27 protein-coding genes are annotated in these 26,471 nt (G+C 70.9%); 19 read left to right on the plus strand and 8 right to left on the minus strand.

What is annotated here, in order from left to right; genetic code table 11:
- The first annotated feature begins 23 nt into the window (after positions 1-23).
- From ACWDUM_RS19595 to ACWDUM_RS19610, 4 genes are all read left to right on the plus strand, one after another.
- Positions 24-1,721, plus strand: a complete 1,698-nt coding sequence (locus ACWDUM_RS19595; RefSeq protein WP_450135235.1) for an alpha/beta hydrolase — start codon at positions 24-26, stop codon at positions 1,719-1,721.
- 76 nt (positions 1,722-1,797) lie between these two features.
- Positions 1,798-2,436, plus strand: coding sequence for a pentapeptide repeat-containing protein (locus ACWDUM_RS19600; protein WP_450135236.1), 639 nt, complete (start codon positions 1,798-1,800; stop codon positions 2,434-2,436).
- Positions 2,437-2,562: 126 nt separating this feature from the next.
- The gene (locus ACWDUM_RS19605) at positions 2,563-3,411 is read left to right on the plus strand and encodes a helix-turn-helix transcriptional regulator (RefSeq protein WP_450135237.1); all 849 of its coding nucleotides are present in this window, start codon (positions 2,563-2,565) and stop codon (positions 3,409-3,411) included.
- A 74-nt stretch (positions 3,412-3,485) separates the two neighbouring features.
- Positions 3,486-4,502 (plus strand): esterase/lipase family protein, encoded by a 1,017-nt coding sequence (locus ACWDUM_RS19610; protein WP_450135238.1) that lies wholly within the window; start codon positions 3,486-3,488, stop codon positions 4,500-4,502.
- 41 nt (positions 4,503-4,543) lie between these two features.
- Here the strand turns inward: ACWDUM_RS19610 and ACWDUM_RS19615 are convergent, their stop codons facing one another.
- Positions 4,544-5,356: a matrixin family metalloprotease gene (locus tag ACWDUM_RS19615; RefSeq protein ID WP_450135239.1), complete on the minus strand. Its 813-nt coding sequence runs from the start codon at positions 5,354-5,356 to the stop codon at positions 4,544-4,546.
- A gap of 350 nt (positions 5,357-5,706) precedes the next feature.
- On the opposite strand from ACWDUM_RS19615, the gene def reads away from it, so the two are divergent.
- Genes def through ACWDUM_RS19635 form a run of 4 tightly spaced genes read left to right on the plus strand, consistent with a single transcriptional unit; the run spans position 5,707 to position 9,073 of the window.
- The gene (gene def, locus ACWDUM_RS19620) at positions 5,707-6,225 is read left to right on the plus strand and encodes a peptide deformylase (RefSeq protein ID WP_450135240.1); all 519 of its coding nucleotides are present in this window, start codon (positions 5,707-5,709) and stop codon (positions 6,223-6,225) included.
- A gap of 1 nt (position 6,226) precedes the next feature.
- Entirely contained in the window at positions 6,227-7,165 is a 939-nt protein-coding gene (gene fmt / locus ACWDUM_RS19625; protein WP_450115648.1) for a methionyl-tRNA formyltransferase, read from the plus strand.
- Positions 7,162-8,646 (plus strand): RsmB/NOP family class I SAM-dependent RNA methyltransferase, encoded by a 1,485-nt coding sequence (locus ACWDUM_RS19630; protein WP_450135241.1) that lies wholly within the window; start codon positions 7,162-7,164, stop codon positions 8,644-8,646. Before fmt ends, ACWDUM_RS19630 begins: the two co-directional genes overlap by 4 nt.
- Before the next feature lie 55 nt (positions 8,647-8,701).
- Positions 8,702-9,073: a hypothetical protein gene (locus ACWDUM_RS19635; protein ID WP_450115650.1), complete on the plus strand. Its 372-nt coding sequence runs from the start codon at positions 8,702-8,704 to the stop codon at positions 9,071-9,073.
- 21 nt (positions 9,074-9,094) lie between these two features.
- Here the strand turns inward: ACWDUM_RS19635 and ACWDUM_RS19640 are convergent, their stop codons facing one another.
- The 7 genes from ACWDUM_RS19640 to ACWDUM_RS19670 all read right to left on the minus strand — a co-directional run bounded on the left by ACWDUM_RS19640 (position 9,095) and on the right by ACWDUM_RS19670 (position 16,105).
- Positions 9,095-9,463, minus strand: a complete 369-nt coding sequence (locus tag ACWDUM_RS19640; RefSeq protein ID WP_450135242.1) for a hypothetical protein — start codon at positions 9,461-9,463, stop codon at positions 9,095-9,097.
- Positions 9,464-9,570: 107 nt separating this feature from the next.
- Complete coding sequence (locus ACWDUM_RS19645) at positions 9,571-10,755, minus strand: MFS transporter (protein WP_450135243.1); 1,185 nt, start codon at positions 10,753-10,755, stop codon at positions 9,571-9,573.
- Positions 10,752-11,339 (minus strand): Chromate resistance protein ChrB, encoded by a 588-nt coding sequence (locus ACWDUM_RS19650; RefSeq protein WP_450135665.1) that lies wholly within the window; start codon positions 11,337-11,339, stop codon positions 10,752-10,754. The genes ACWDUM_RS19645 and ACWDUM_RS19650 overlap by 4 nt, the downstream gene beginning before the upstream one ends.
- 23 nt (positions 11,340-11,362) lie before the next feature.
- The gene (locus ACWDUM_RS19655) at positions 11,363-12,721 is read right to left on the minus strand and encodes a hemolysin family protein (protein ID WP_450135244.1); all 1,359 of its coding nucleotides are present in this window, start codon (positions 12,719-12,721) and stop codon (positions 11,363-11,365) included.
- Between the two features lie 174 nt (positions 12,722-12,895).
- Complete coding sequence (locus ACWDUM_RS19660) at positions 12,896-13,912, minus strand: hemolysin family protein (protein ID WP_450135245.1); 1,017 nt, start codon at positions 13,910-13,912, stop codon at positions 12,896-12,898.
- The gene (locus ACWDUM_RS19665; RefSeq protein WP_450135246.1) at positions 13,909-15,276 is read right to left on the minus strand and encodes a hemolysin family protein; all 1,368 of its coding nucleotides are present in this window, start codon (positions 15,274-15,276) and stop codon (positions 13,909-13,911) included. Before ACWDUM_RS19665 ends, ACWDUM_RS19660 begins: the two co-directional genes overlap by 4 nt.
- Before the next feature lie 178 nt (positions 15,277-15,454).
- Entirely contained in the window at positions 15,455-16,105 is a 651-nt protein-coding gene (locus ACWDUM_RS19670) for a hypothetical protein (protein ID WP_450135247.1), read from the minus strand.
- An 86-nt stretch (positions 16,106-16,191) separates the two neighbouring features.
- Here ACWDUM_RS19670 and ACWDUM_RS19675 point away from each other — a divergent pair, with 86 nt between their 5' ends.
- From ACWDUM_RS19675 to whiA, 11 genes are all read left to right on the plus strand, one after another.
- Complete coding sequence (locus tag ACWDUM_RS19675) at positions 16,192-16,548, plus strand: MmcQ/YjbR family DNA-binding protein (protein ID WP_450115657.1); 357 nt, start codon at positions 16,192-16,194, stop codon at positions 16,546-16,548.
- Between the two features lie 10 nt (positions 16,549-16,558).
- Positions 16,559-17,242 (plus strand): ribulose-phosphate 3-epimerase, encoded by a 684-nt coding sequence (gene rpe, locus ACWDUM_RS19680; protein ID WP_450135248.1) that lies wholly within the window; start codon positions 16,559-16,561, stop codon positions 17,240-17,242.
- Position 17,243: 1 nt separating this feature from the next.
- The gene (gene ribD, locus ACWDUM_RS19685) at positions 17,244-18,281 is read left to right on the plus strand and encodes a bifunctional diaminohydroxyphosphoribosylaminopyrimidine deaminase/5-amino-6-(5-phosphoribosylamino)uracil reductase RibD (RefSeq protein WP_450135249.1); all 1,038 of its coding nucleotides are present in this window, start codon (positions 17,244-17,246) and stop codon (positions 18,279-18,281) included.
- Between the two features lie 60 nt (positions 18,282-18,341).
- Positions 18,342-18,950, plus strand: coding sequence for a riboflavin synthase (locus ACWDUM_RS19690; protein WP_450135250.1), 609 nt, complete (start codon positions 18,342-18,344; stop codon positions 18,948-18,950).
- Between the two features lie 115 nt (positions 18,951-19,065).
- Entirely contained in the window at positions 19,066-20,319 is a 1,254-nt protein-coding gene (locus ACWDUM_RS19695) for a bifunctional 3,4-dihydroxy-2-butanone-4-phosphate synthase/GTP cyclohydrolase II (protein WP_450115661.1), read from the plus strand.
- The gene (gene ribH / locus ACWDUM_RS19700; protein WP_450115662.1) at positions 20,316-20,801 is read left to right on the plus strand and encodes a 6,7-dimethyl-8-ribityllumazine synthase; all 486 of its coding nucleotides are present in this window, start codon (positions 20,316-20,318) and stop codon (positions 20,799-20,801) included. Before ACWDUM_RS19695 ends, ribH begins: the two co-directional genes overlap by 4 nt.
- Before the next feature lie 51 nt (positions 20,802-20,852).
- Positions 20,853-21,251: a PH domain-containing protein gene (locus ACWDUM_RS19705; protein WP_450135666.1), complete on the plus strand. Its 399-nt coding sequence runs from the start codon at positions 20,853-20,855 to the stop codon at positions 21,249-21,251.
- A 64-nt stretch (positions 21,252-21,315) separates the two neighbouring features.
- Positions 21,316-23,526 carry an excinuclease ABC subunit UvrC gene (gene uvrC, locus ACWDUM_RS19710; protein ID WP_450135251.1) on the plus strand — a complete coding sequence of 737 codons (2,211 nt, stop codon included), beginning with the start codon at positions 21,316-21,318 and terminating at the stop codon, positions 23,524-23,526.
- A complete protein-coding gene (gene rapZ / locus ACWDUM_RS19715; RefSeq protein WP_450135252.1) occupies positions 23,523-24,419 on the plus strand; it encodes an RNase adapter RapZ in 897 nt (298 codons plus the stop codon). The genes uvrC and rapZ overlap by 4 nt, the downstream gene beginning before the upstream one ends.
- Positions 24,416-25,480 (plus strand): gluconeogenesis factor YvcK family protein, encoded by a 1,065-nt coding sequence (locus tag ACWDUM_RS19720; protein WP_450135253.1) that lies wholly within the window; start codon positions 24,416-24,418, stop codon positions 25,478-25,480. Before rapZ ends, ACWDUM_RS19720 begins: the two co-directional genes overlap by 4 nt.
- On the plus strand, positions 25,471-26,454 hold the full coding sequence (whiA, locus tag ACWDUM_RS19725; RefSeq protein WP_450115666.1) for a DNA-binding protein WhiA: 984 nt from the start codon (positions 25,471-25,473) through the stop codon (positions 26,452-26,454). Before ACWDUM_RS19720 ends, whiA begins: the two co-directional genes overlap by 10 nt.
- Positions 26,455-26,471: the final 17 nt, after the last annotated feature.

The raw sequence follows: 26,471 nt of genomic DNA on the forward strand, positions 1-26,471 counted from the left end.
CGGACCGTCTAGTCTTCTCGACCATGACCACTGCTCTGGACACTGTCGTCGACGACGAGGTCCCCGCGCCCGCCTCGCCGGGCCGCTGGGATCGGTTGCGGCGCTATCTTGGTCGCCTCCATCCCGTTGGGCTCGCGACGGCGCTGCTGTTCTTCACCTGGTCGATGAGCCCGTCGCTGCTGCCGCGGGCCTGGTATCTGCAGGGTCTCGCGACCGGGATCTCGGTGGCGATCGGCTACGGAATCGGCTGCCTCGCCGCCTGGTTGGTGCGCGGCTGCGGCGTGAGCCCCGCGTGGTCGCCGCGCACCCGCCGGATCGGCTGGTGGCTGCTCGGGGCAGCCGCGGTGATCACCGTCCCGGTGCTCCTCGTCCTGGGCGGTGTGTGGCAGAACCAGGTTCGCGATCTGGTGTCCGTGGAGCACACCGAGAGCGGTCACGCGCTGTTCGTGTTCGTCGTCGCGGTGGTGGTGTGGTTCGTGCTGCTGTCGGCTGCCCGCGGTATCCGCGCAGGCACCATTCGCATGAGCCGGTTCGCCAGGCGGTACGTGCCTCGTGCTGCCGCGAACGTCGCAGGTCTGATCGCGGCGGTCGTGCTCGCTGTGCTGGTGATCAACGGCGCTCTGTACAACGGCTTGATCGCGTTCGCCAACTGGAGCTTTTCGGGGGCCGACACCGCAACGGCCGAGGGCGTCACGGAGCCCACGGCACCCGAGCGCAGCGGGTCACCGGCGTCCGCTCAGGCCTGGGACACCCTCGGCCAGGAGGGCCGGACCTTCGTCGGACGCGGTCCGGACGCCGCCGCCATCACCGCGGTCACCGGACGCCCGGCACTGGAACCGATTCGCGTCTACGCCGGCCGCGAGTCCGCGGACTCGGTCGCCGAGGTCGCGGACCTGGTGGTTGCCGAACTCGACCGCACGAAGGCATGGGAACGAAAGGTGTTGGCGGTCAACACCACCACGGGTCGTGGATGGGTGAACCAGAACGTCGCCTCCTCGCTCGAGTACATCGAGGGTGGCGACACGGCGATCGCGTCGATGCAGTACTCGTTCCTGCCGAGCCCCTTGGCCTTCATCGCGGACCGGCAGACGCCGCAGGTCGCGGGCCGGGCGCTGTTCAACGCGGTGTTCGCGCGCTGGATCGACCTGCCGACGGAGACTCGGCCGAAGCTGGTCGTCTTCGGCGAGAGCCTCGGCTCCTACGGCGGCCAGAACGCGTTCGCGGGCTATCAGGACATGGCCACCCGCGTCGACGGGGCGCTGTGGGTGGGAACGCCGAACTTCACCCCGCAGTGGCAGGAGGTGACGGCGGACCGTGACGCCGGTTCGACCGAGATCCTGCCGGTGATCGACGGGGGTCGGGCAGTGCGGTTCGCGTCCGACCCGCAGGATCTCGACCTGGGAACCGAGTGGGGACCCCGACGGGTCGTGTACTGGCAGCACGCCAGCGATCCGATCGTGTGGTGGTCGCCCTCGCTGCTGTTCAACAAGCCGGACTGGCTCGAGGAGCCGCGGGGCCGCGACGTGGATCCGAACATCAGCTGGATGCCCCTGGTCACGTTCTGGCAGGTGACCCTCGACATGGTGTTCTCGGCGGACGTGCCGGCCGGCCACGGCCATGCCTACGGCCCCGAGGCGGCCGACATGTGGGCGCAGATCCTGTCGCCCGCGGGCTGGACGCAGGCGGACACCGACCGGGTGCGGGCGGCGCTGACCGGGTAATGAGTGGCCTCACACCCGTGTGGTGACCGGCCGCGGAATGCGCGGTTTCGCTGCAGGCGGCCGTTAGCATGCGGCCATGCGCCTGAACGAGTCGAAGCGAACGCGGCCGCGGCAGGAGTCGGTCGCGCGTTCGTCCCGGTCGTGGGCGGACCTGGAGCGCGAGGCTGAGGAGCAGGAGGAGCAGGCCGAGGCCCAGGAAGAGGTCCGGAGCTGGGTGCGCGAGATCGTCGTCGGCCTGGTCGCCGGCGCGGTGGTCAGCGTCGGCACCCTGGTGTTGCAGGCCCGGATCGACGACCAACGACAGGCGGCCGCGGAGCGGGTGGAGAATCTCCGATTCGTCCGTGACCGCAGTGTCGACCTCACTCTCGACCCTGACGGCAACCCGATCCGCAACGCCTTCCAGGGCATCGACCTCGCGGGCCAGAATCTGTCCGGCCTCGATCTGTCCGGCGACAACTTCTTCGAGGCGATCCTCTCCGAGACCGACCTGAGCAGCGTCAGGTTCCAGGGCAGCAACCTGGCCCGCGCCGACCTGTCCGAGTCCGATCTGTCGGACGCGGTCCTCGGGCAGGCGGTCTTGACGGGGGCCAACCTCGCCGGCGCGAACCTCACGGGGGTGGCGCTGACGGATGCAGTGCTCGACGGCATCTGTCACGACGACCGCACGCGCTGGCCCGAGGGCTTCGAGCCGCCGGAGAGCGCCGGGGACTGCTGAGCTGTGAGTTGAACCACTTCGTGGGTTGTCGTAGACCTATTGCCGATATATCGTGGACGTGTCGATATGGACGCGGTCGAGGCGAACGTACGCCCCGTGGTCCGAATTACGAGAGGAACATCCAACATGGAGAACTTCCAGCGAGATTTCGATCGCCGAGGGCGTGGCAGGCGGCCGGGCCGCATCGGTCGCGACGCTCGACGCGACTTCGGGCCATCTACAGGTGGCGCCCCCGGTCCTGACGAATCGGGCTCCGGTGCAGCCGATTTCGGTCCCCGAGGAGACTTCGGTCCGCGTGGTGACTACGGTCCGCGAGGGGATTTCGGTCCCCGTGGTGACTACGGCCCCCGGGGCGACTACGGCCCGCGAGGGGATTTCGGTCCCCGCGGGGACTACGGCCCGCGAGGGCACTACGGTCCCGGCTTCCGGCGCGGAGCCCAGGACCCGGCAGGCGAGCGGGTCGGCCGCGGTCGAGGCCGCGGCGGCCGCGGTCGACGCGGCGACGTCCGGTCGGCGGTTCTGCTGCTGCTCGGGGAGGAGCCGATGCACGGCTACGAACTGATCCAGCGCATCGCCGAACGCAGCAACGGCGTGTGGAAGCCGAGCCCCGGTTCGATCTATCCGGCGCTCGCGCAGCTCGAGGACGAGGGTCTGGTGCTGATCGAGAAGGTCGCCGGCCGCAAGACCGCGCGCCTGACCGAGGCCGGGACGGCGTACGTCGAAGAGCACCGGGCCGACCTCGGCAACCCGTGGGATGAGGTTCGCGCGGCGGTGGGCAGGCCCGCCCAGGAGTTGCGGGCACTGCTCGGTCAGCTGACCAGCGCGGTCCGGCAGGTCGGCTCCGCCGGAACCTCCGAACAGGCCGCGGCCGCGGGCGAGGTGCTCGCCGAGGCGCGTCGCTCGATCTACCGCATCCTCGCGGAGGATCCGGCGCCCCGCTCGGCCACCGCCGCCGAGCCCGACATCGCGGACTGAGCGCCTTTTGCTGTGAATCTCCTGGTAACTCGGCGATGATGGACGACACCATTTGGGTCGGGAGGGGAAACGCAATGTTCAGGAACGTGGTGGCGGCAGCGCTGACGTGTGTCGGTGCGCTGGGGGTGTGGCCCGCCGCGGCGGTGGCAGCGCCGGATCTCGGCAGCGTGGCGGGCTCGGCGGATCCGGGCAGCGTGGGTCCGCCGGTCGGGACCCCGTCGGTGTCACAGACGCCGACGGTGCCGGGCCCTGTGCAGACGACCCACGCCGCAGCCGCCGACTACGCCGACGCCCACCCCGGCAGCGTTCCGCCCGGAACCAACGACTTCGGGTGCCTGCCAACCGATCGCCACCCGAACCCGGTGATCCTCGCGCACGGCAGTGATTCGAACTCCTACTCCGACTGGGCCGCCATCGCCCCTCGGCTGAAGGCCGACGGCTACTGCGTGTTCGCCGTGAACTACGGCGGAGCTCCGGGCGCAGATACGTTCGGCACCGAGGACATGTACCTCAGCGCGGATCAGGTCGCCGAGTTCGTCCACCGCGTGCGCGGTGCGACCGGCGCCGAGAAGGTGGACCTCGTCGGCTTCTCCCAGGGCGCGACGGTGACTCGCTACTTCGTGAACAAGCTCGGCGGCGCGGCGGTCGTGGACCGGTGGGTCGGAGTGGCCTCACCCAGCTACGGGGGCATCTTCTACGGCCTCGTCCCCGTGGCGGACGCGGTCCCCGGAGGGCGCCAGGTGGTCAGCCTGTTCACCACCACGGCGGTCGAGCAGCAGGCGCAGGGCTCGGACTTTCTCGCCGGACTCAACGGCGGTAGCGACACGGTGCCCGGGGTGCAGTACACGACGATCGGCACCCGCTACGACGAGATGATCCAGCCGTACACCAACATCGCGCTGCGCGGTGCGGGCGCGACGAACATCCTGATCCAGGACATGTGCCCGCAGAACAAGACCGGCCACATGAACATGGTCTACGACGCGTTCACCGTCGGCCTCGTCCGGCAGGCACTCGACCCGGCGGCTCCCGCGCCGGCGTGCGTACCGGTACCGCTCGGCACCGGCATGATCGGCATGATCGGGCGCTGACCTCGTGGGGTTTCTCGGCGCGAGAGTGCGCAGGGCACCTCCTACCGTGCTCCGATACTGCTGAACGGCACCGTCAGTTGAATAGGAGTTCCATTGATCGCCGACAGTTCACCGCTCCACGCAGCCTGGTACAGGCTTTTCAGATCAGCTTTGTCGTCATCGGTCAACACACTCTGGCTGCCGTAGTTCATGATGGTGAGTGGCTTGTGCTTCCCGAACAGTTCGCTGGGCCAGGCGGTCTCGCTGATGTTCGCGAAGAAGTGCCGAAGACCGAAGGTGTGACCTATTTCATGAACCAGGGTCTCCACTTGTTCGTTCTCACTCTGCGTGAACATTCGGGGATAGATCACCAGTTCGTGGCGGCCCGGGTCGGGAAAGAAGGCGCTCGCCAGGACACACCCGTTGACGCTGCATCGATCGGACTCCCTCACCACTATCTCGAAGTCCCAGGCGTCGTTTCGCTCGGTGAATTTGACCGGAGCTGCGTCACCCCACGCCAATAGCGCTTTCCCGAACAGCTTCTTGACAGCCGTTCTGGCGGAATCCGGGTTCTCGAAGAGGAGCATGGATCGTTCCTGAAATCGCCACCGCAGGGTGACGTCTTTCGCCCAAAGTGGAATGAACCCCTCCGGCGCATTGATGATGAGTTCGGCCGGTGATCGGTTTCCCGGAGTCGGGAATCCTCGGGTATCGGTGTCGCAAATGGCGCCGGGCCCGTAGGCGTGGACCAGCGGTTCGGCCTCGCGGGCCGCATCATCGCGGTTTCGCGGCCGAAACGGATCGGTGTTCGGCTTGACTTGTGTCGAGTAACCACCACCGGTGGTCAAAGTCGCGGCCTCCGTCTTTCCTGACATCGTGGCCCCCTCCTCCTGGATCCTTGGGTGATCAGTAGGTGCTGAGAATGCGTGAACAACGTCGCTGTGTTCGCAGCCGTGACGCCTCGACCTCGCCGGCCGATCGGTCGAGGTGTTGGCAAGAACCGCCGCCGCGCAGCAGGCTCCGTGTCCACCCGTCCAGATTGATGTCCCCGGTGCGGGAACACACGAGTAGCCGACTACCCGACTTCGAGGTCAGCCATCCGCACCGGGAACTGCGTGTTCCTTCACCCGCTTGTCGCCCCGCTCGTCGTCAGTCGGTTCGGGATGGCCCGCGCGCATCCTTAGACTGTTCACGACACCGCATCGAGTTCCCCGGGAGCAGCCACGTGAGTATCCAGCCCGTTCGCCTCTTCGGCGATCCCGTCCTCCGGACCCGAGCGGACGAGGTGGTCACCTTCGACCGCGAGCTGGAGCAACTGGTGACGGACCTGTTCGACACGATGCGTGATCGCGGCGGCGTCGGGATCGCGGCCCCGCAGATCGGAGTGTTGCTGCGGGTGTTCGCCTACGACTGCGACGGCATGGTCGGGCACCTGGTCAACCCCACCTACCAGGTGCTCGGTGGCGAGGAGCACGTGCGGAGCGAGGGGTGCCTGTCCATTCCCGGTGTGCGCGGCGACGTCCGGCGGGCGATGGATGTCCGCGTCTCCGGCGTCGACCAGCACGGCGAGCCGGTGTCCTTCGAGTACAGCGGGCTCATGGCGCGGTGCGTCCAGCACGAAACCGACCACCTCGACGGGGTGCTGTTCCCGTCCCGGATGGAACCCGAGGCGCGCAAGGTCGCGATGCGGACCATCCGCGAATCCGACTGGTTCCGTGCCGGTGTCACGGTCGGGGGCCGCTGACATGCGCATCGTCTTCGCGGGCACCCCGGAGCCCGCAGTCCCGTCCCTGGCCCGGCTGCTCGCCTCGCCGCGCCACGAGGTGGTCGCCGTGGTGACGCGCCCCGACGCCGTCGCCGGTCGCGGCCGCAAGGTCACCCGGTCACCCGTCGGCCTGCTCGCCGACGAGCACGGCATCGAAGTCCTCACCCCGGCCCGCGCGTCGGATCCCGACTTCCTGTCGCGGCTGCGTGAACTGGCGCCGGACTGCGCCCCCGTCGTCGCGTACGGCGCGCTGCTCCCGCGTCCGGTGCTCGACGTCCCGAAGTACGGCTGGGTGAACCTGCACTTCTCGCTGCTGCCCTCGTGGCGAGGCGCGGCTCCGGTGCAGGCGTCGATCGCGGCCGGTGACGACATGACCGGCGCCAGCGTCTTCCAGCTCGAGGAGGGCCTGGACACCGGGCCGGTGTTCGGGGTCGCCACCGAACGTATCCGGGACACCGACACCACCGGTGACCTGCTCGGCAGGCTCGCGGACAGCGGCGCCGTGCTGCTCGAGTCCGTCCTCGACGGCATCGAGGACGGTGCGCTGACCGCCGTGCCGCAGCCCGTCGACGGCGTCTCACACGCCCCGAAGGTCACCGTGGAGTCGGCGCGGATCCGCTGGGATGCCCCGGCGCAGGCGGTGGATCGCCTGGTCCGCTCGGTGACACCCGCGCCCGGCGCGTGGACGCAGGTGGGGGAGTTGCGGCTCAAGGTCGGCCCGGTGACCCCGGTCCCGGACGGCACACTGCCCGAGCCGCTGGAGGCCGGACAGTTCCTGGTTCGCAAGGACGGCTGCTACGTCGGGACCGCGACGACCGCGGTCCGGTTGAGCCAGGTTCAACCACAAGGAAAGAAGCTCATGGCGGCAGCAGATTGGGCGCGTGGAGCGCGCCTCGACCCCGAGGTGCGTGCACAGTGACCGAGTCCCGTCGTCCCTCCCGTGGCCATCGCGGCGGACCCCGTGCCGGGGCCGAATCCGGGCAGAAGCCCGGGTCCGGGAACCGGAACGCCAAGCGGCCCAACACTCGTCCGCGCCAGGCCAAGCGGCCCGACGGTGCCGGTGTCGATCGGCCCCGGCTCGCGGCGCGGGACGTGCTGCGCGCGGTCCGCGAACGCGACGCCTACGCCAACCTGGTCCTGCCCGCGCTGCTGCGCGAACGGGGCATCGACGGCCGGGACGCGGCCCTGGCCACCGAACTCACCTACGGCGCCTGCCGGGCCCAGGGCCTGCTCGACGCGGTGATCTCCGCCGGTGCCGGCCGGCCGGTCGACGAGATCGACGGCCCGCTGCTCGACGTGCTGCGCCTCGGTGCGTACCAGTTGCTGCGCACCCGGATCTCGGCGCACGCCGCCGTCGACACCTCGGTGGACCTGGTGCGCACCGAATTCGGTGGTGGCCGAGCCGGATTCGTCAACGCGGTGCTCCGTCGCGTCGCGGAGAAGTCCGAGGACGAGTGGGTGACCGCGCTCGCCCCCGACGCCGCGCGGGACCCGGTCGGGCATCTCGCGTTCCGGTACGCCCACCCGGTGTGGATCGCGCAGGCGTTCGCGGACGCGCTCGGCGCGGACGCCGCGGAACTCGAGCAGGTCCTCGCCGCCGACGACGCCCGCCCCGCCGTCCACCTGGTCGCGCGGCCAGGGGAGATCTCCGCCGAGGAGCTGGCGCTGATCACCGGCGGCGAGGTCGGCCCCTACTCGCCGTACGCGGTGCACCTCGACGGCGGCGACCCCGGCCTGCTCGAACCGGTCCGGGAGGGCCTGGCCGCCGTGCAGGACGAGGGCAGCCAGCTCGTGGCTCGCGCCCTCACCCTCGCGCCGGTCGTCGGTGCGGACGGCGGGCGATGGCTGGATCTGTGCGCCGGCCCCGGCGGCAAGGCCGCCCTGCTCGGTGCGCTCGCGGACATCGACGGTGCCCGCGTCGACGCCGTCGAACCCGCGCCGCACCGCGCCGACCTCGTCCGCAAGACCACCCGCGGGTTGCCGGTCGACGTGCACGTCGCCGACGGTCGCGATCCCGGCCTGACACCGGGATTCGACCGGATCCTCGTCGACGCCCCGTGCACCGGTCTCGGTGCGCTGCGGCGCAGGCCCGAGGCACGCTGGCGACGCCGCCCCGAGGACGTCACCGGACTGGTCACCCTGCAGCGTGAGCTGCTGGCGTCGGCGATCAACCTGGTCCGGCCCGGCGGCGTGGTGCTGTACTCCACCTGTTCGCCGCACCTGTCGGAGACCGTCGCGGTGGTCGCCGACGCGGTCCGCAGGCACGGGGTGACGCAGCTGGACACCCGCGACTTCGTCCCGGACGTCCCCGGACTCGGCGCCGGCCCCGGCGTGCAGCTGTGGCCGCACCGGCACGGCACCGACGCGATGTTCATGGCGGCGCTGCGCAAGCCGGAGTGACAGCGGGCGTCGGCCCGCGTGGCGAGGAGCGCCGTCACGGGGCAGACTCGGCGCCATGAGTGCATTCTCGCGAGCGGCGGCGTTCGCCAACAGGCTGGTCGTGCCTGCCCTTTCCCTTCCGGTCGTCGGGCGGATGCTCGGGCGGGGGATCGTCGTCGTCGGCTACACCGGGCGTCGGTCGGGTTCGAGGGTCGAGCTTCCCGTCTCCTACCGGCGCGAGGGGGACGAGCTGCTGATCCGGGTCGCGATGCCCGACCAGAAGTCGTGGTGGCGCAACTTCACCGGAGACGGTGGGCAGATCGAGGTGCAACTGCCCGAGGGGACGCGAACCGGGCACGCCGTGAGCAGCCGGGACGCGGCCGGGGCGGTCACGGTCGCCGTCGATCTCGATCCGGATCGGGCCGAATCCGAGCGAGGACGCCGGTAGTCCGGTGCCGGGTCGGCGCCGTCAGGCGGGGGCCGACATCGTGTCACCGTCGACGCGGCGGGACGGTTCGATGTCGCGCCGTTTGACGACGAGGACGGGCACGAACCACGCCCAGCGGTTGACGGGGCGGTCGTCGGTGATGGCCGGACGCCACCACCCCAGAGCCGCGATGGCACCGTAGGTGAACGCCAGGGCGAGTCCGAGCGGGATGAGCATGGTGAAGACCACCCCGCGGGTGGTCAGGATGTCGTCCTCGTCGGCCCAGCCGGCGATCAGGTGCCCGCCGAACTGGATGATCGCCAGGTACACGACCACGATCCCGGCAAAGGCCAGGTAGGAGAGGTGCCGACCGGTGATGCGGGGCGACGCTTCGTGATTCGGGGTGTCCACGACGCCAGACCAGGGGCGTGTCGGGCGATTGCGCGCACACCGCGCCCCGTGTCGGCTTCGGTGTCGGGTCGTCGCCGAGGCCGACGACCCGACAGCTGGCGGGGTCGCTACCGTGACCGGTCCACGGTGCTGCTTGCGCCGCGTCGCAGCCCGGTCGCCGACAGCGCCGCCACGACCGCCGCGAGCGCGGCGAAGCCCGCCGTGAGGGTTGCGGCCGCCGCGACGCCGGCCACCAGCAGCGGGCCGCCGGCGTCGCCGAGTTCGCGTCCGAGTTCGGCGGCGCCCATCGTCTGGCCGATGCGTTCCGGCGGGGTCGACGACGCGAGCGCGGCGAACCCGAGCGGTGTGATCACCCCGGTGCCCACACCGATCCCGACCGCGGCGAGCAGCACCCCGGCCAGGCCGGGGACCATCGCGAACGCCAGACCCGCGGCGGTGATCACCATTCCGGTGGTCATCCCCGCCGAGGCCGAGAAGCGTCCGGCGTCGAGGGCACGCCCGACGCGGGGCTGCACCACCGCCGCGGTGGCGGCGAGCACCGAGACCGCGGCACCCGTGGCGACGGGGCCGAGTCCGGCGGCGGCGCCGGACACCGGCAGGAAGCCGACGCCCACCGAGAGGGCGGCGGTCGCCGCGGCGAGTGCGGTCGTCGGTCCGAGGAACGTCCGGTCGCTCAGACGGCGCGCCAACCCGAGCAGCGTCTGGCGCGACTTGGGCAGCGGCGGCACCGTCGGGACCGCGAGCGTCGCCCACACCGCGGTCGCGGCGGCGACGAAGGTGAGCACGACGAACAGTGCGGGCAGCCCGCCGAGCCAGACGATCACACCGCCGAGCAGAGGGCCGAGGGTGTAACCGAGGCTCTTGTAGAAGCCGTAGCTCCCGAACGCGCGGCCGTGCGACGCGCTCGGATTCAGCCGCGCGACCAGCGCGCCTGCGGCGGGGGAGAACGCCGACGCGGCCGCACCCTGCCCCAGTCGCGTGACCCACAGCCAGGCGGTGTCGTCGGCGGCCACGAACACCGCCGAACACACCGCGAACGCGATCAGGCCGCCGATCATCACCGGCCGTGCCCCGATCCGGTCCGCGAGCGTGCCGAACACCGGCTTGAGCACGACTTCGGCGCCGTCGTACAGGGCCAGCAGCAGGCCCAGGTACAGCAGCGACGTGTGCAGGTCGCTGCCCTCCGACCCGAGGCTGGCTGCCACCGAGTGCGCTCCGAACGCGGTGGTGAACCCCGCCGCGTACAGCGGCCACAGCTGCCACCGCGTCGCGGCCGTCTGCGGTGCGTTCATGCCCGCGCCTCGTCCCCGTCGGTGGTCGCCGAATCGGCGCCGTGGAGCGCCTCGAACACGCGCTCGGTGTAGTCCTGGAGTCGCTCGGTGCACACCCGCAGTCGTTCGGTGGCGGCGGCGGCGCTCGGTGCGCCGAACACGTCCCTGGCCTTGATGTCGCGATGCCAGCGGCGCAGGCGGTCGAGGCTCTGCTCCTCCTCGTCGAGCTCGGCGAGCGTGAACTTGGCCGTGCGGATCTCCTTGTCCAGCTCCGCTTCGTACTTCCCGCAGTCGGCCAGGAACTCCGACCAGTCGTCCTCGCGTGCCGCGGTGAACATCGCCTCGAATCGGTCGCCGTCGTCGTCCGTGACACCCGAGGCCCGCAGCATCACGGTCTCGCCGCCGGCCCGATCGGTGAGTTCCCGCGCCCGCGTGAGTCCGGGCGCGAACACCGGCACGTCGGGCACCGCCCAGACGCCCTGCCCCAGGGACAGGGCGCCGACCTTGCGTAGTTCACGCCACACCGCGACACGGTGCCGCGACGGCTGTGCCGCCAGCTTCACCATCAGCACCATCCATCGCGACCGCGACGTTTCGGATTCCATCACACAGGGAAAAGTAGCAGGCGTTACATCTTCTTCTGTGTCGAGTCCTGCTCGCGCGGATCGCGGTGACGCAGGGAGCCGCGCGTCTGCGCCGGTGGACGACCGGGCGCGGCGACGTGGATCCGGGCGATGCGATGGCCGTCGAGCTCGCTCACGGTCAGCCGGTGGCCCGCAACGGTCACCTCGTCGCCCACCCGGGGGAGGCGCTGCAACCGGTGCAGCAGGAAGCCGCCCGCCGTGTCGTACGGTCCGGGCGGCAGGCGGACACCGGTGCTCTTCTCGAAGTCGGCGACGACGAGCAGGCCGTCGACGGTGTGGCTGTGTTGCCCGGCGGCGTCGGGGACGGCGGGCGATGTGCGGTCGAACTCGTCACCGATCTCGCCGACGACCTCCTCGACGATGTCCTCGAGCGTCGCGATGCCCGCGGCGCCTCCGTACTCGTCGATGACGAGGACCATCTGCTCGTGGTCCCGGCGCATCTCGGCGAGTGCGGCCAGCGCCCGCTTGCTACCGGGGAACTGGAGCAGCGGCCGGCACAGGTCGGCGACGATGGACCCGCGGCCGGGATCGGCGCGCAGCAGGTCGCGGACGTGGACGAAGCCGACGACGTCGTCGAGCGAACCGCCGACGACGACCGGAAACCGGCTGTGTCCGAGTGTGATCGCCTGTTCGCGGGCGTCGTCGACCGTGGTGTCCGCCTCCAGGCAGTCGACGTCCGTGCGCGGCCGCATCACCTCGGTGAGGGAACGTTCGCCGGCGTCGAACACCTCCGACAGCACGCGGCGTTGTTCCTCGGGCAGTGCGCGGTGGCCGGTGACGAGTTCGCGCAATTCCTCGGGTGTGACGTCCTCCGACTTGCGGGCCGGGTCGCCGCCGAGCATCCGGACAAGGAGGTCGGTCGTGCCGGACAGCAGCCAGATGACCGGTCGCACCAGGGTGGCGAACCGATCCAGGGGCGGCCCGGTGGCGAGTGCGACACCAGTCGATCGTTGCAGCGCAATGCGTTTCGGCACCAGCTCGCCCAGGACCAGCGACAGGTACGCGACCATCAGCGTGGTTCCGATCAGGGCCGCCGCATCGGCCGCCTCGCCCGGCAGACCCCAGTCCCGCAGGGTGGGTGCGAGATCGGGGGCGATCGTGGAGGCTCCGTACGCCGCCGAGAAGAACCCGGCCACGGTGACGCCGATCTGCACCGCGGACAGGAACCGGTTGGGATTGCGGGCGAGACGGGCGGTCCGGGCACCGCGGCGGCCGCGCCGGGACAACGCCTGGAGCTGGCTCTCTCGCATCGACACCAGCGCGATCTCCGTCGCCGCGAACACGCCGCCGATCAGGACGAAAGCCAGTACGAGGGCGACGTTGAGTGCGGTGCCCGCGTTCACGAGATCCACCCGGTGGGAATCGGGCGGCCCGGTCTGTCGTGGCCGTCCATGCCTTTCACCTCACACCCCGGCCGACCATCCCGGGTATGTGGTCAGTCTAGGCAGGCGCGGCGGCCCACGACAGGTCCGTGGCGGCGGACGACCCGAGGGCCGTTCCCGCCGCCACGGGCCGGGTCAGGTCGCGACGCCGTTGGTCGGCAGCAGGCGGGCGAGGACGTCGGCGAGGGTGATCAGGCCGACCAGCCGATCGTCCTCGCCGCGCACCACGGCGATGTGGCTGCGGGTCTCGCGCATCGTGGCCAGTGCCTCGTACACCGGCGTCCCGACGTCGAGTGCCAGCACCGGCCGCATCAGGTCGCGGGCACGGAGGCCGGTCGGCGCTCGCACGCTGTCCCGCACGTGCAGCACGCCCTCGATGGCGTCGGCGCCGCGGACCAGCAGCCGCAGGTGCCCGCTGCGGTCGGCGACGGCACGGATCTCCTCGACCGTGGCATCCCCGTCGACGCTGCTCGGGTCCGCGTTCGGGCGGACGATGTCGCCGACGGTGAGCGACTCCAGCTCGAGTGCGCTGGTGAGGTGACCGTGGTACCGCTCGTCGAGCGTGCCGACCGTCGCGGAGTGCTCGACCAGGTGCCGCAGCGCCTCCGGGTCCTGTCCGGACCCGACGTGGTCGACCGGCTCGACACCGACCTTCTCCAGCAGCCGGTTCGCCATCCGGTTGAGCCACGTCAGCAGGGGCCGGGTGAGCCACATGAAGCCGCGCATCGGGATCGCCAGGATCGTCGCGGACCTCTCCGGGTGTGCGATGGCCCACGACTTCGGTGCCATCTCGCCGACCACCAGGTGCAGGAAGGTCACGATGAGCAGGGCCAGGACGAAGCCTGCGACGTCGGCCAGCCACGCGGGTGCGCCCCAGTCGGCGAAGAGTGGGGTGAGCCAGTGGTGCACGGCGGGTTTGGTCACCGCACCGAGGGCCAGGGTGCACACGGTGATGCCGAGCTGCGACCCGGCGAGAAGCACCGACAGCTCGGAGGCGCTGCGCAGCGCCGCCCGTGCCGACCGGCTCGTCGGGGCCGCGTCCTCGAGCCGGTGCCTGCGGGCCGCGATGAGCGCGAACTCGACCGCGACGAAGAACGCGCTCGCCGCGATCAGGGCGACGGTGACCGCCAGGACGATCCACGGATTGCTCATCGGCTCGGCTCCTCTCCGTCGGTGCGGACGGTCACGAACAGTGACGACGGCACGTGCTTCTCCACGGCCCGCACCTCGACGTGCAGTGACGTCGGCGGGGGCGGTTCGTCGGCGACCAGATCGGCCGGGTCGACGGGCAGTCGGATGCTCAGCGTGTCCCCGGCCCGGGGGAGCCCGCCGAACTCGGCGATGACGAGACCGGCGAGGGTCTCGTAGTCGTCGTCCTCCGGCAGATGTTCGTCGAGGATGCGCGCGACCTCGTCGACGTGGACCCCGCCCGGGATCAGCCAGCCGCCGTCGACGGCCTCGACCGCGTTGGCCTCGCGGGCCGGGTCGTGCTCGTCGGCGATCTCCCCGACCAGTTCCTCGGCCATGTCCTCGACGGTGACCACGCCGGCGAACCCGCCGTACTCGTCGATGACGAGCGCCATCTCGTCCCTCGCGGTGGTGAGCTGCGTGAGCACGTCCGGCAACGGCAGCGTGGTGGGCACGATCACCGCCGGTCGAATGTGGGCCTCGGCGGTGCCGTCGGGTTCCGGCCCGAGCAGGTCGTGCAGGTGGATCACGCCGAGCAGGTCGTCGCTGGAGGATCCGACCACCGGGTAGCGGGTGTGACCCGAACCCATCCGGGCGAGCACGGTCTCGATCGGGTCGTCGGCGCGGACGGTGTCCACCCGGGCCCGCGGGATCATCGCGTGTTCGGCGGTGCGGGTGGGGAAGTCGAGGACGCGGTCGAGCAACGCCGACAACTCTCTCGGCAGCTCGCCCGTGTCCCGGGACTCGGCAACGATGTGCTCGAGATCGCGCGGGGTCGCCGAATGTTCCACATCGTGGACCGGTTCGATCCGCAGGGCCCGCAGCAGCAGGTTCGACGACTGGTCGAACAGCCGGATCAGCCACCCGAACAGCTTGAGGTAGATCGTCGTCGACAACGCCAGGCGTCCGGCGACGGGTTCCGGGCGGGCGATCGCGAGGTTCTTCGGGAACAGTTCACCGAAGAGCATCTGCACGATCGTGGAGAACAGCACCGCCAGGACGGCGCCGACCGTGACACCCACCGCGGTGGGGATGCCGATCCCGCCGAGCGCGTCGCCGAGTCCGCGCCCGATGAGTGGCTCGGCGACGTAACCGACGAGCAGTCCGGTGACGGTGATGCCCAGTTGGGCGCCGGACAGCATGAACGAGGTGCGGCGGGTGACGGCAAGGGCGCGGGTGGCGGTGGCGTCGCCGGCTTCGGCGCGGGCCTTGAGCCGCGACCGGTCCACGGCCATGAACGCGAATTCCTGAGCGACGAAGTAGCCGGTCAGGGCGGTGATCAGCAGGACGACCACGATGCCGAGGAGGATGCTCAGGGCGGTCAGCACGGGCTCACTCCCGGTGCGGGGAGGGCGCCGTGATCAGTGCGGGGCGGGACGGGTCTTCGAGGTGTGCGCGACGCGCGTCTCATGAACTCTCTCTGAGGGTGTGGTGACAAGGGCGCACCCGAGAATAGGGCAAATCGCCCACGCTGCCGGTGTCGGCGGCCGGGACGGTGCGGCCCGGTCAGGGCACGGCGGCCCGTGCCGCGCCCGGGTGGATCGAGCGTCGGCTCAACAACGCTGCGGCGAGGAAGCACAGGGCGCCGAGGAAGGTGCCCAGGTTCGCCCAGAACGAGCTGACGAGGTCGTCGGTCGCGGGAAGCGTGTACGCGCCGACGGCAGAGAAGGCGAAGAAGACGGATCCGAGCATGTTGAGCCAGGTGCCGTGCCACGTCCGGGCCCGCGTGTCCCAGAGTGTGTGGCGATCCCTGGTGGCGACGACCGCGAGGCCGCCGGCGACCAGGAAGCAGATCGAGCCGACGGCGTCGGGTCGCCAGCCGTCGGACAGGCGTGTCTCGGTGTCGACGGCCGTGATCAGGGCGTCCGTCGTGCTCACGTTGAAGCAGAGCGTGCCGCCGAACTGGACGGCCGCAGCCCACCAGTCGGCCCGGTCCGCCGGGTTCGTGTGGCGCCGGGGCGCCCGTCTGCCGCTGAGGGCGAGCTGGATCAGGGCGGCGACGGTGAAGAAGACGGCGCCGACGAAGAACGTGAGGTTGGTGAGGACGGGCCCGACCGCCTCGGCGTACTGCGGCACCGCCCCGACCGCGAACAGGACCGATCCGATGGCGAATCCCCACGCCTCACGCCGCAGGCGGACGATGCGATCGGGCGTCACCGGTCGAGCGTAGCCGCGAGGGGCCCGCCGCGCGCGGTTCCCGTTCGTCCAAGCTTGCCGGGTCGCGGTGGCGCACACTCGATTCCATGCACACCTGGGACGACGTGGTGGCCCTCGCGAGCCGGCTGCCGGAGGTCGAGGAATCCACCTGGTACCGCACGCCCGCGCTGAAGGTGGCGGGGAAGGGCTTCGCGCGGCTGAGGTCGGAGGCGGAGGGCGGACTGGTCCTGATGTGCGGACTCGACGAGAAGGAGGCGCTGCTGGCCTCCGGTGATCCGGCGTACTTCACCACCGCGCACTACGACGGACACGGCGCGATCCTGGTCGATCTCGACATCGTCGACCGCGATCGATTGGTGGAGCTACTCGCCGAATCATGGCGCCTGAAGGCCCCGAAGCGCTTGCGCGCCAGCCGCGGCGAGGACGATCCGGGCACCCACTAAACTCGCAGGTGTGGCTCACCCGATGATCGCTCCGTCCATCTTGTCCGCCGATTTCGCTCGACTCGCCGACGAGGCCGCCGCCGTGGCCGGCTCCGACTGGCTGCACGTCGACGTGATGGACGCGCACTTCGTGCCCAACCTGACGCTTGGACTGCCGGTCGTGCAGTCGCTGCTCAAGGCCACCGACATTCCGCTCGACTGCCACCTGATGATCGAGAACCCGGGCCGCTGGGCGCCGCCGTACGCGGAGGCCGGCGCGCACAACGTCACTTTCCACGCCGAGGCCACCGACGACCCGATCGGCGTGGCCCGCGACATCCGCGCCGCGGGCGCGAGGGCCGGCCTGTCGGTCAAGCCGGGCACCCCGATCGAGCCGTACCTGGAGATCCTCAAGGAGTTCGACACGCTGCTGGTGATGAGTGTCGAGCCCGGCTTCGGCGGCCAGTCGTTCATCCCGGAGGTGCTGAGCAAGGCGCGCGCGGTGCGCAGGCTGGTCGACTCCGGTGAGCTCACGCTGATCGTCGAGATCGACGGCGGCATCAACACGGACACCGTCGAGGCCGCCGCCGAGGCGGGTGTCGACTGCTTCGTCGCAGGCTCCGCCGTCTACGGCGCCGCCGACCCGGGCGAGGCGGTCCGGAAGCTGCGCGCGCAGGCGGCGTCGGTGTCGCCGCACCTGACCCTGGCCGTGTGACGTGCCGGATTCGGCGCAAGAGCTGACCGCGCTGGAGGTGGCGGTCGACGCCTCCGAACGGGTGCGCGGGACCACCAGCCCGAATCCGCCGGTCGGTGCTGTGATTCTCGACACCGACGGTGCGATCGCCGGGGTCGGCGCGACCAGTCCGGTCGGCGGGCCGCACGCCGAGGTGATGGCATTGCGCGCCGCCGGTCCCCGCGCCCGCGGCGGCACCGCGGTCGTCACCCTCGAGCCGTGCAACCACGTCGGTCGCACCGGACCGTGCGCGGACGCGCTGCTCGAGGCCGGGATCGCCCGCGTCGTCTACGCCGTCGCCGACCCGAACCCGCAGGCCTCGGGTGGCGCGGCCACCCTGCGTGCCGCCGGTGTCGACGTGGCCGGGGGAATCGGGGCCGAACTCGTCGCGTCCGGGCCGCTGCGCGCGTGGCTGCACCGGCAGCGCACCGGCCGAGCCCACGTCACCTGGAAGTTCGCGGCCACCCTCGACGGCCGCAGCGCCGCCGCCGACGGAACCAGTCAGTGGATAACCGGGCCGGCCGCCCGTGCCCGCGTGCACGCCGACCGGGCGAAGCTCGACGCGATCGTCGTCGGTACCGGCACCGTACTCGCCGACGACCCGTGGCTGACCGCCCGCGAACCGGACGGCACCCTCGCGGCGCGGCAACCGCTCCGGGTCGTCGTGGGCGAACGCGAGATCCCGCACTCGGCCCGGATTCTCGACGACGCCGCCGAAACGCTGGTGCTGCGCACCCGCGACCCGCACGAGGTGCTCGCCGCGCTCACCGACCGGCCGGACGTACTGCTGGAGGGCGGTCCGCGACTGGCGGGGGCGTTCCTTGCCGCCGGGCTCGTCGACCGCGTTCAGGCATTCCTCTCACCGGTACTGCTCGGTGCGGGCGCCGCGGCCGTGGAGGATGCTGGGGTCGGCACCATCGCGCAGGCGTTGCGGTTCGAACGCGAGTCGGTCGAGACCCTCGGACCCGACTTGCTGCTGACCCTGCGCCCGGAACGGCCCGACGGCCCCGAACGTCCCTGACGATCCCGGCTTCCGACAATCGAAGACGCGTCACCCACCACACGAGGAGATACAGAGACTGTGTTCACCGGCATCGTCGAAGAACTGGGCGAGATCGTCGCCAAGGAGGACCTGGCCGACGCGGCCCGCTTCACGGTCCGTGGCCCACTGGTGACCTCCGACGCCGGCCACGGTGACTCGATCGCGGTCAACGGCGTCTGCCTGACCGTCGTCGACGTCGTCGACGGCGACTCCTTCACCGCCGACGTGATGGCCGAGACGCTCAACCGGTCGAGCCTCGGCGCCCTGGTCGTCGGCAGCAAGGTGAACCTCGAGCGTGCGGCCGCGCTGAACAGCCGGCTCGGCGGCCACCTGGTGCAGGGGCACGTCGACGGCACCGGATCGATCGTCAGCCGCGCGCCGTCCGAGAACTGGGAGGTCGTGCGGATCTCTCTGCCTGCCTCGATCTCGCGGTACGTGGTGGAGAAGGGCTCGATCACCGTCGACGGAGTCTCGCTGACGGTGTCCGCGCTCGGCGGCGAGGCGGATCGGGAGTGGTTCGAGATCTCGCTGATCCCGACCACGCTCGCGCTGACGGTCCTCGGGACAGCCACACCCGGCACGCTGGTGAACCTCGAGGTCGACGTGATCGCCAAGTACGTCGAGCGGCTGCAGAACGCCGGCCGGTAGGGCCTGGTGGGTACCGCCCGGTAGGACACGGTGACGGCCTCACACGGAGGGGGCCGTACTGTTGAGGTGCACCTCAAGGGTGCACGACGCATTCGAGAATGATGGAGCGCAGGACGTGACCAGGTTCGACAGTATCGAGCGCGCAGTCGCCGATATCGCGGCAGGCAAGGCGGTCGTCGTGGTCGACGACGAGGACCGCGAGAACGAGGGCGACCTCATCTTCGCCGCCGAGAAGGCGACACCCGAACTGGTGGCCTTCATGGTCCGCTACACCTCCGGGTACCTCTGTGTTCCGCTGGACGGCGAGGACTGCGACCGGCTCGGGCTGCCCCCGATGTACTCGTCCAACCAGGACAAGCACGGCACCGCGTACACCGTCACGGTCGACGCGAAGGAAGGCATCGGCACCGGCATCTCGGCGTCCGACCGGGCCGCCACGATGCGACTGCTCGCCGACCCGAACTCCGGCGCGGGCGACTTCACCCGCCCCGGCCACGTCGTGCCGCTGCGCGCCAAGGAGGGCGGCGTGCTGCGCCGGCCCGGCCACACCGAGGCCGCCGTCGACCTGGCCCGGATGGCGGACCTGCGCCCGGCCGGCGTGATCTGCGAGATCGTCAGCCAGAAGGACGAGGGTCACATGGCCCAGACCGACGAGCTGCGCGTCTTCGCCGACGACCACAACCTCGCGTTGATCTCCATCGCGGACCTGATCGCGTGGCGCCGCAAGCACGAGAAGCACGTCGTGCGGATCGCCGAGGCGCGGATCCCCACCCCGCACGGCGAGTTCAAGGCCGTCGGCTACCAGAGCATCTACGACGAGGTCGAGCACGTGGCCCTGGTCAAGGGCGACCTCGCCGGCCCCGACGGGGACGGCGGCGACGTACTCGTCCGGGTGCACTCCGAGTGCCTGACCGGTGACGTGTTCGGTTCGCTGCGCTGCGACTGCGGCCCGCAGCTCGACGCCGCGCTCGAGATGGTCGCGGCCGAGGGGCGGGGCGTGGTGCTGTACATGCGCGGGCACGAGGGCCGCGGCATCGGCCTCATGCACAAGCTGCAGGCGTACCAGCTGCAGGACGCCGGCTCCGACACCGTCGACGCCAATCTCGAGCTCGGACTGCCCGCCGACGCCCGTGACTACGGCATCGGTGCGCAGATCCTCGTCGACCTCGGCATCACGTCGATGCGGCTGCTGACCAACAATCCGGCCAAGCGCGTCGGCCTGGACGGCTACGGGCTGCAGATCCTCGAGCGGGTGCCGATGCCGCTGCGCGCCAACGCCGAGAACCTGACCTACCTGCGCACCAAGCGGGACCGGATGGGCCACGACCTGGCCGGACTCGACGAGTTCGAGCAGGGCGGCGCGCTGTGAGCGGACAGGGACTGCCCGACCTGCAGCTGGGCCAGGCGAAGGACCTCACGCTCGCAATCGTCGCCGGCTCGTGGCACCCCGAGATCTCGGAGGCGCTGATCGCCGGGGCGAAGCGGGTGGCGAAGCAGGCGCAGATCGAGGACGTCACCCTGGTCCGGGTGGCCGGCGCGATCGAACTCCCCGTCGTCGCGCAGCAGCTGGCCCGCACCCACGACGCCGTGGTGGCGCTGGGTGTCGTGATCCGCGGCGGCACACCGCACTTCGAGTACGTGTGCGACGCCGTGACCTACGGACTGACCCGGATCGCGCTCGACGAGGGAACCCCCGTCGCGAACGGGGTGCTGACCACGGACAACGAGCAGCAGGCCCGGGACCGGTCCGGGCTGCCCGGCTCCGTGGAGGACAAGGGTGGGCAGGCGTGCGCCGCGGCGATCGACACCGCGGTCACCCTCAAGAACCTGCGCGAGCGAGCGGGGAACTGAGTGGCCACCTGGGACCTCGACGTCCGCTGCCGCAAGTCGGCCAGAGCGGCGATGATCGTGGCCGCCGCCTGCGTGGTCCTGTTCGTCGTGCTCGGCATCTTCCTCCGGAGTTCCGCGACCGGGGTGTACTTCCGGCTGATCGACCAGTTGGCGATGGTCGGCATCGGCGTCCTGCTTGCGGGCCTGGTTCTGCTGCTCGCCCGGCCGCGGCTGCGTGCGAACGCGGACGGTGTCCTGGTCCGCAACGCGTTCGGCGAGCGCCGGGTGGAATGGGACCTGGTGCGCGGCCTGTCGTTCCCTGACGGGGCCGCCTGGGCCCGGATCGAGCTGCCCGACGACGAGTACATCCCGGTGATGGCGATCCAGGCCAACGACCGCGATCACGCCGTCTCTGCCGTGCGGTCGTTCCGGACGCTGGCCGCCAGGTACGCACCCGACGATCGGGGCTGACCCCGACGTGCGCCGCGGACTCGCCGGTCCGCGGCGCGTCGGAGCATCCGACTAACCTGGATTCGTGCCCGATCCCGCCACCTATCGTCCCGCCACCGGAACCATTCCGACGCAGCCGGGCGTGTACAAGTTCCGCGATCCCCACGGCCGGGTCATCTACGTCGGCAAGGCGAAGAGCCTGCGGAGCCGGCTGAACTCGTATTTCGCGGACGTCGCCTCGCTGCATCCGCGGACCCGGCAGATGGTCACCACGGCGGGCAGCGTCGAGTGGACGGTGGTCGGCACCGAGGTCGAGGCGCTGCAGCTCGAGTACAACTGGATCAAGGAGTTCGACCCCCGGTTCAACGTCCGCTACCGCGACGACAAGACCTACCCGGTGCTCGCGGTGACGCTGAACGAGGAGTACCCGCGGCTGTTCGTCTACCGTGGCCCGCGCCGCAAGGGCGTCCGCTACTTCGGTCCGTACTCGCACGCCTGGGCGATCCGCGAAACCCTCGACCTGCTGTTGCGGGTGTTCCCGGCGCGCACCTGCTCGGCGGGAGTGTTCAAGCGGCACAACCAGATCGGCCGCCCCTGCCTGCTCGGCTACATCGACAAGTGTTCCGCGCCGTGCGTCGGGCGGGTCAGCGCCGCCGAGCATCGGCGCATCGTCGAGGACTTCTGCGACTTCCTCGCCGGGCGCACCGACAAACTGGTCCGTGAACTCGAGCACCGTATGCAGCGTGCCTCCGACGACCTGGACTTCGAGAGCGCGGCCCGGCTCCGCGACGACCTGGGGGCGCTGCGCAAGGCGCTGGAGAAGCAGGCCGTGGTGCTCGGCGACGGCACCGACGCCGACGTCGTCGCGTTCGCCGCGGACGACCTCGAGGTGTCCGTGCAGGTGTTCCACGTGCGCGGCGGCCGGGTCCGCGGACAGCGCGGCTGGGTCGTCGAACTCACCGGCGACAGCGACGACAACGCGGACGGCGGGTTGGGGGACCTCGTCGAACAGTTCGTCACCCAGTTCTACGGCGAACAGGCCGCGCTCGCCGACCAGCCCGGACTGCAGGCCGACAAGGTGACCGTCGTGCCGCGGGAGGTGCTGGTGCCGGTGCTGCCCGCCGACGTGGACAAGTTGCAGGAGTGGCTCAGCGGGCTCCGCGGGTCCGCAGTGTCGCTGCGGGTCCCGCAACGCGGCGACAAGAAGACCCTCGCCGAGACCGTCGAACGCAACGCGAAAGAGGCTCTCGCGCAACACAAGCTCAAGCGGGCGGGTGACCTGACGTCGCGCTCGGCGGCCTTGCAGGGCATCCAGGAGGCGCTCGACCTGGACGAGGCGCCGTTGCGCATCGAGTGCATCGACATCAGCCACGTGCAGGGCACCGACGTGGTCGCCTCCCTCGTCGTCTTCGAGGACGGCCTGCCGCGCAAGTCCGACTACCGGCACTACTCGATCAGGGAGGCCGCCGGGGACGGTCACTCCGACGACGTCGCCTCCATCGCGGAGGTGACCCGGCGGCGGTTCCTGCGGCACGCGCAGGACACGGCGGCGGTGCCGCCCGTGGACGGGGCACCGCTGACCGGTCAACCGGCGGAGTCGGATGCCCGCGTCGGCGCCCTCGCGGCGGAATCCAACGGCGGCGATCTCGCGCCGGCCGCGGCGCTGGACCCGCAGACGGGCCGGCCGCGGCGGTTCGCGTACCCGCCGAACCTGTTCGTCGTCGACGGCGGCAAGCCACAGGTCACCGCGGCCGCGGCGGTCCTCGACGACCTCGGCATCACCGATGTCGCGGTCGTCGGCCTCGCGAAGCGTCTCGAGGAGGTGTGGGTACCGGGGGAGGAGGACCCGGTGATCCTGCCGCGCACCAGCGAGGCTCTGTTCCTGCTGCAGCGGGTCCGGGACGAGGCGCACCGATTCGCGATCACCTTCCATCGCAGCAAGCGCTCGCGCCGGATGACCGCGTCCGCGCTCGATTCGGTGAAGGGTCTCGGCGAGACCCGCCGCACCGCGCTCGTCACCCACTTCGGTTCCGTCGCGAAGCTCAAGGAGGCGACGGTCGAGGAGATCACCGCCGTTCCCGGAGTCGGGATCACGACAGCCAGGGCGGTACTCGCGGCGCTCGGCGGGGACGCGCCGGCGGAGAACGCGGGCGGCACTGCGGTGAAGATCATCGGTGACACCGCTGACACCACGGCGGAGGAAACCGACGATTCGGTCCGCGTGGGGGATGATGATCCGCGATCGATGATTACCGAATCGAGAACCGCGGAGTCGAGAAGGGCAGGAGTCGAGTGACCGAGAACGCCCGCGAACAGCTGGACATCGACGTGGCCCTGGTGACCGGACTGTCCGGTGCGGGCCTGAGCACGGCCGCGAAGGTGCTCGAGGACATGGGCTGGTACGTCGCGGACAACCTGCCCCCCGAGCTGATCACGCGGATGGTCGACCTCGGGTTGTCCCCGACCTCGCGGATCCCGAAACTCGCGGTGGTCATCGACGTGCGCAGCCGGCGCTTCACCGGCGAACTGGCGACGGTCGTCAAGGAGGTCGCCGAGAAGGCGACCCGCACCCGGGTGCTTTTCCTCGAGGCCAGCGACGCCGTGCTGGTGCGCCGATTCGAGCACAACCGGCGCAGCCATCCGCTGCAGAGCGAGGGCAGCGACGGGACGCTGATCGAGGGCATCGCCGCCGAGCGGGCCCGGCTGGCGCCCGTGCGCGCCGATGCCGACCTGGTCATCGACACGTCCTCGCTTTCTGCGCACGAGCTGCGACACCGGGTGGAGGCCGCGTTCGGCGGCGGGAACGCCGCGTCCGTCGCGGTGACCGTGCAGTCGTTCGGATTCAAGTACGGGTTGCCCATGGACGCGGACCTGGTCTGCGACGTACGGTTCCTGCCCAACCCGCACTGGATCCCCGCATTGCGCGAACACACCGGCCGCGAGGACTCCGTGCGTGACTACGTCCTCGGCCAGGAGGGCGCGCAGGACTATCTCGACACCTACCATCACGTCGTCGAATTGACGACGAACGGATACCGCCGGGAGGGCAAGCGCTACATGACGATCGCGGTCGGATGCACCGGCGGCAAACACCGCAGTGTCGCGATGACCGAGGCCCTCGCGGCCCGGCTCGCGGCGGACACGGGCATCACGGTGAAGGTCGTGCACCGCGATTTGGGGCGCGAATGACGGTGCCGGAACGGGACGGGCGGGGTCCGTCGATCGTCGCGCTCGGCGGCGGGCACGGACTGTACGCGACACTCAGCGCGGCACGGCGGCTCAGTGACGACGTGACGGCGGTGGTCACGGTCGCCGACGACGGTGGCTCGTCGGGCCGGTTGCGTTCCGAACTCGGCGTCATCCCGCCTGGTGATCTGCGGATGGCTCTCGCCGCCCTCGCCGCCGACGAACCCGACGTGCGGACCTGGACGTCGACGCTGCAGCACCGTTTCGGCGGCACCGGCGCGCTGGCCGGTCACTCCGTCGGCAACCTGATCCTGGCGGGCCTCACCGAGGTGCTCGGCGACACCGTCAGCGCGCTCGACGAGATGGCCCGGGTGCTGCGCATCCGCGGCCGGGTCCTGCCGATGTCGCCGATCCCGCTCGCCATCGAGGCGGACGTGGTGGGGCTGGAGGCCGATCCGCGGGTGTGCCGGACCATTCGCGGGCAGGTCGCGGTCGCGACGACGCCCGGTCAGGTGCGTCGGGTCCGGCTCGTGCCGCCCGATCCTCCGGCCACCGCCGACGCGCTCGCCGCGATCGGGCGGGCGGATCTGGTGCTGCTCGGGCCCGGCTCGTGGTTCACCAGCGTCATCCCGCACGTGGTGGTGCCCGAACTGGCGGCAGCGCTGCGGGAGACGAGAGCGCGCAAGGCGCTGATCCTCAACCTCGCACCGGAACCGGGGGAGACCGCGGGCTTCTCCGCCGAACGGCACCTGCACGTCCTCGCGCAGCACGCGCCGGACCTGCGGGTCGACGACGTCCTCGTCGATGCGGAATCGGTCCCGGCCGGACGCGAACGCGAACATCTGTGCCGCGCGGCCGGGCGCCTCGGCGCCACCGTCGGCTATGCCGACGTCGCGCGACCCGGAACCGCCACACATCACCCGGGCAAACTCGCCGCCGCACTCGACGACATCGCGTCGGCGGCGCTCGCGCGGGGGGATCGGCACGGCTGTGCGGCCGGAGACACCGACGACCGCGAAGCGGAATCGACACACACGGGAAGGGAGCCCAGTTCGTGGCAATGACAGCAGAGGTCAAGGACGAGCTGAGTCGGCTCGTGGTGACCCAGGTGTCCGCACGCAAGGCGGAGGTGTCGTCGTTGCTGCGTTTCGCAGGCGGACTGCACATTGTCGCCGGCCGGGTCGTCGTCGAGGCCGAGGTGGACCTCGGCTCGACCGCCCGCCGACTGCGGGGCGAGATCCACGACCTCTACGGCTACGGCGCCGAGGTGCACGTGCTCGGCGCGGGTGGACTGCGCAAGAGCGCCCGGTACATCGTGCGGGTGAACAAGGACGGGGAGGCCCTCGCGCGTCAGACCGGGCTGCTGGACATGCGGGGCAGGCCGGTGCGCGGACTGCCCGCCCAGGTCGTCGGCGGCAGCATCGTCGACTCGGAGGCCGCCTGGCGGGGGGCGTTCCTCGCCCACGGTTCGCTGACCGAACCGGGCCGCTCGTCGGCGCTGGAGATCAGCTGCCCGGGTCCGGAGGCCGCCCTCGCACTGGTCGGTGCGGCGCGGCGCCTCGGGGTGTCGGCGAAGGCGCGTGAGGTACGCGGTGCGGACCGGGTCGTCGTCAGGGACGGTGACGCCATCGGCGCGCTGCTGACCCGGATGGGTGCCCAGGACACGCGGTTGACCTGGGAGGAACGGCGGATGCGCCGGGAGGTGCGGGCCACCGCGAACCGGCTCGCCAATTTCGACGACGCCAACCTGCGCCGGTCGGCGCGGGCCGCGGTCGCGGCCGCGGCCCGGGTCGAGCGGGCGCTCGACATTCTCGGCGAGGACGTGCCGGACCACCTCGCCGCAGCGGGCAGCCTGCGGGTGCAGCACCGCCAGGCGTCGCTCGAGGAGCTGGGCCAGCTGGCCGACCCGCCGATGACGAAGGACGCGGTTGCCGGGCGGATCCGCCGGCTGCTTTCGATGGCGGATAGGAAGGCCAAGGAGACGGGCGTCCCGGACACCGAATCCGCGGTCACCGCGGACCTGCTCGACGAGGCATAGTCGTCACGGAAGCTGGT

It is taken from the genome of Rhodococcus sp. NPDC003322, from assembly GCF_053589555.1.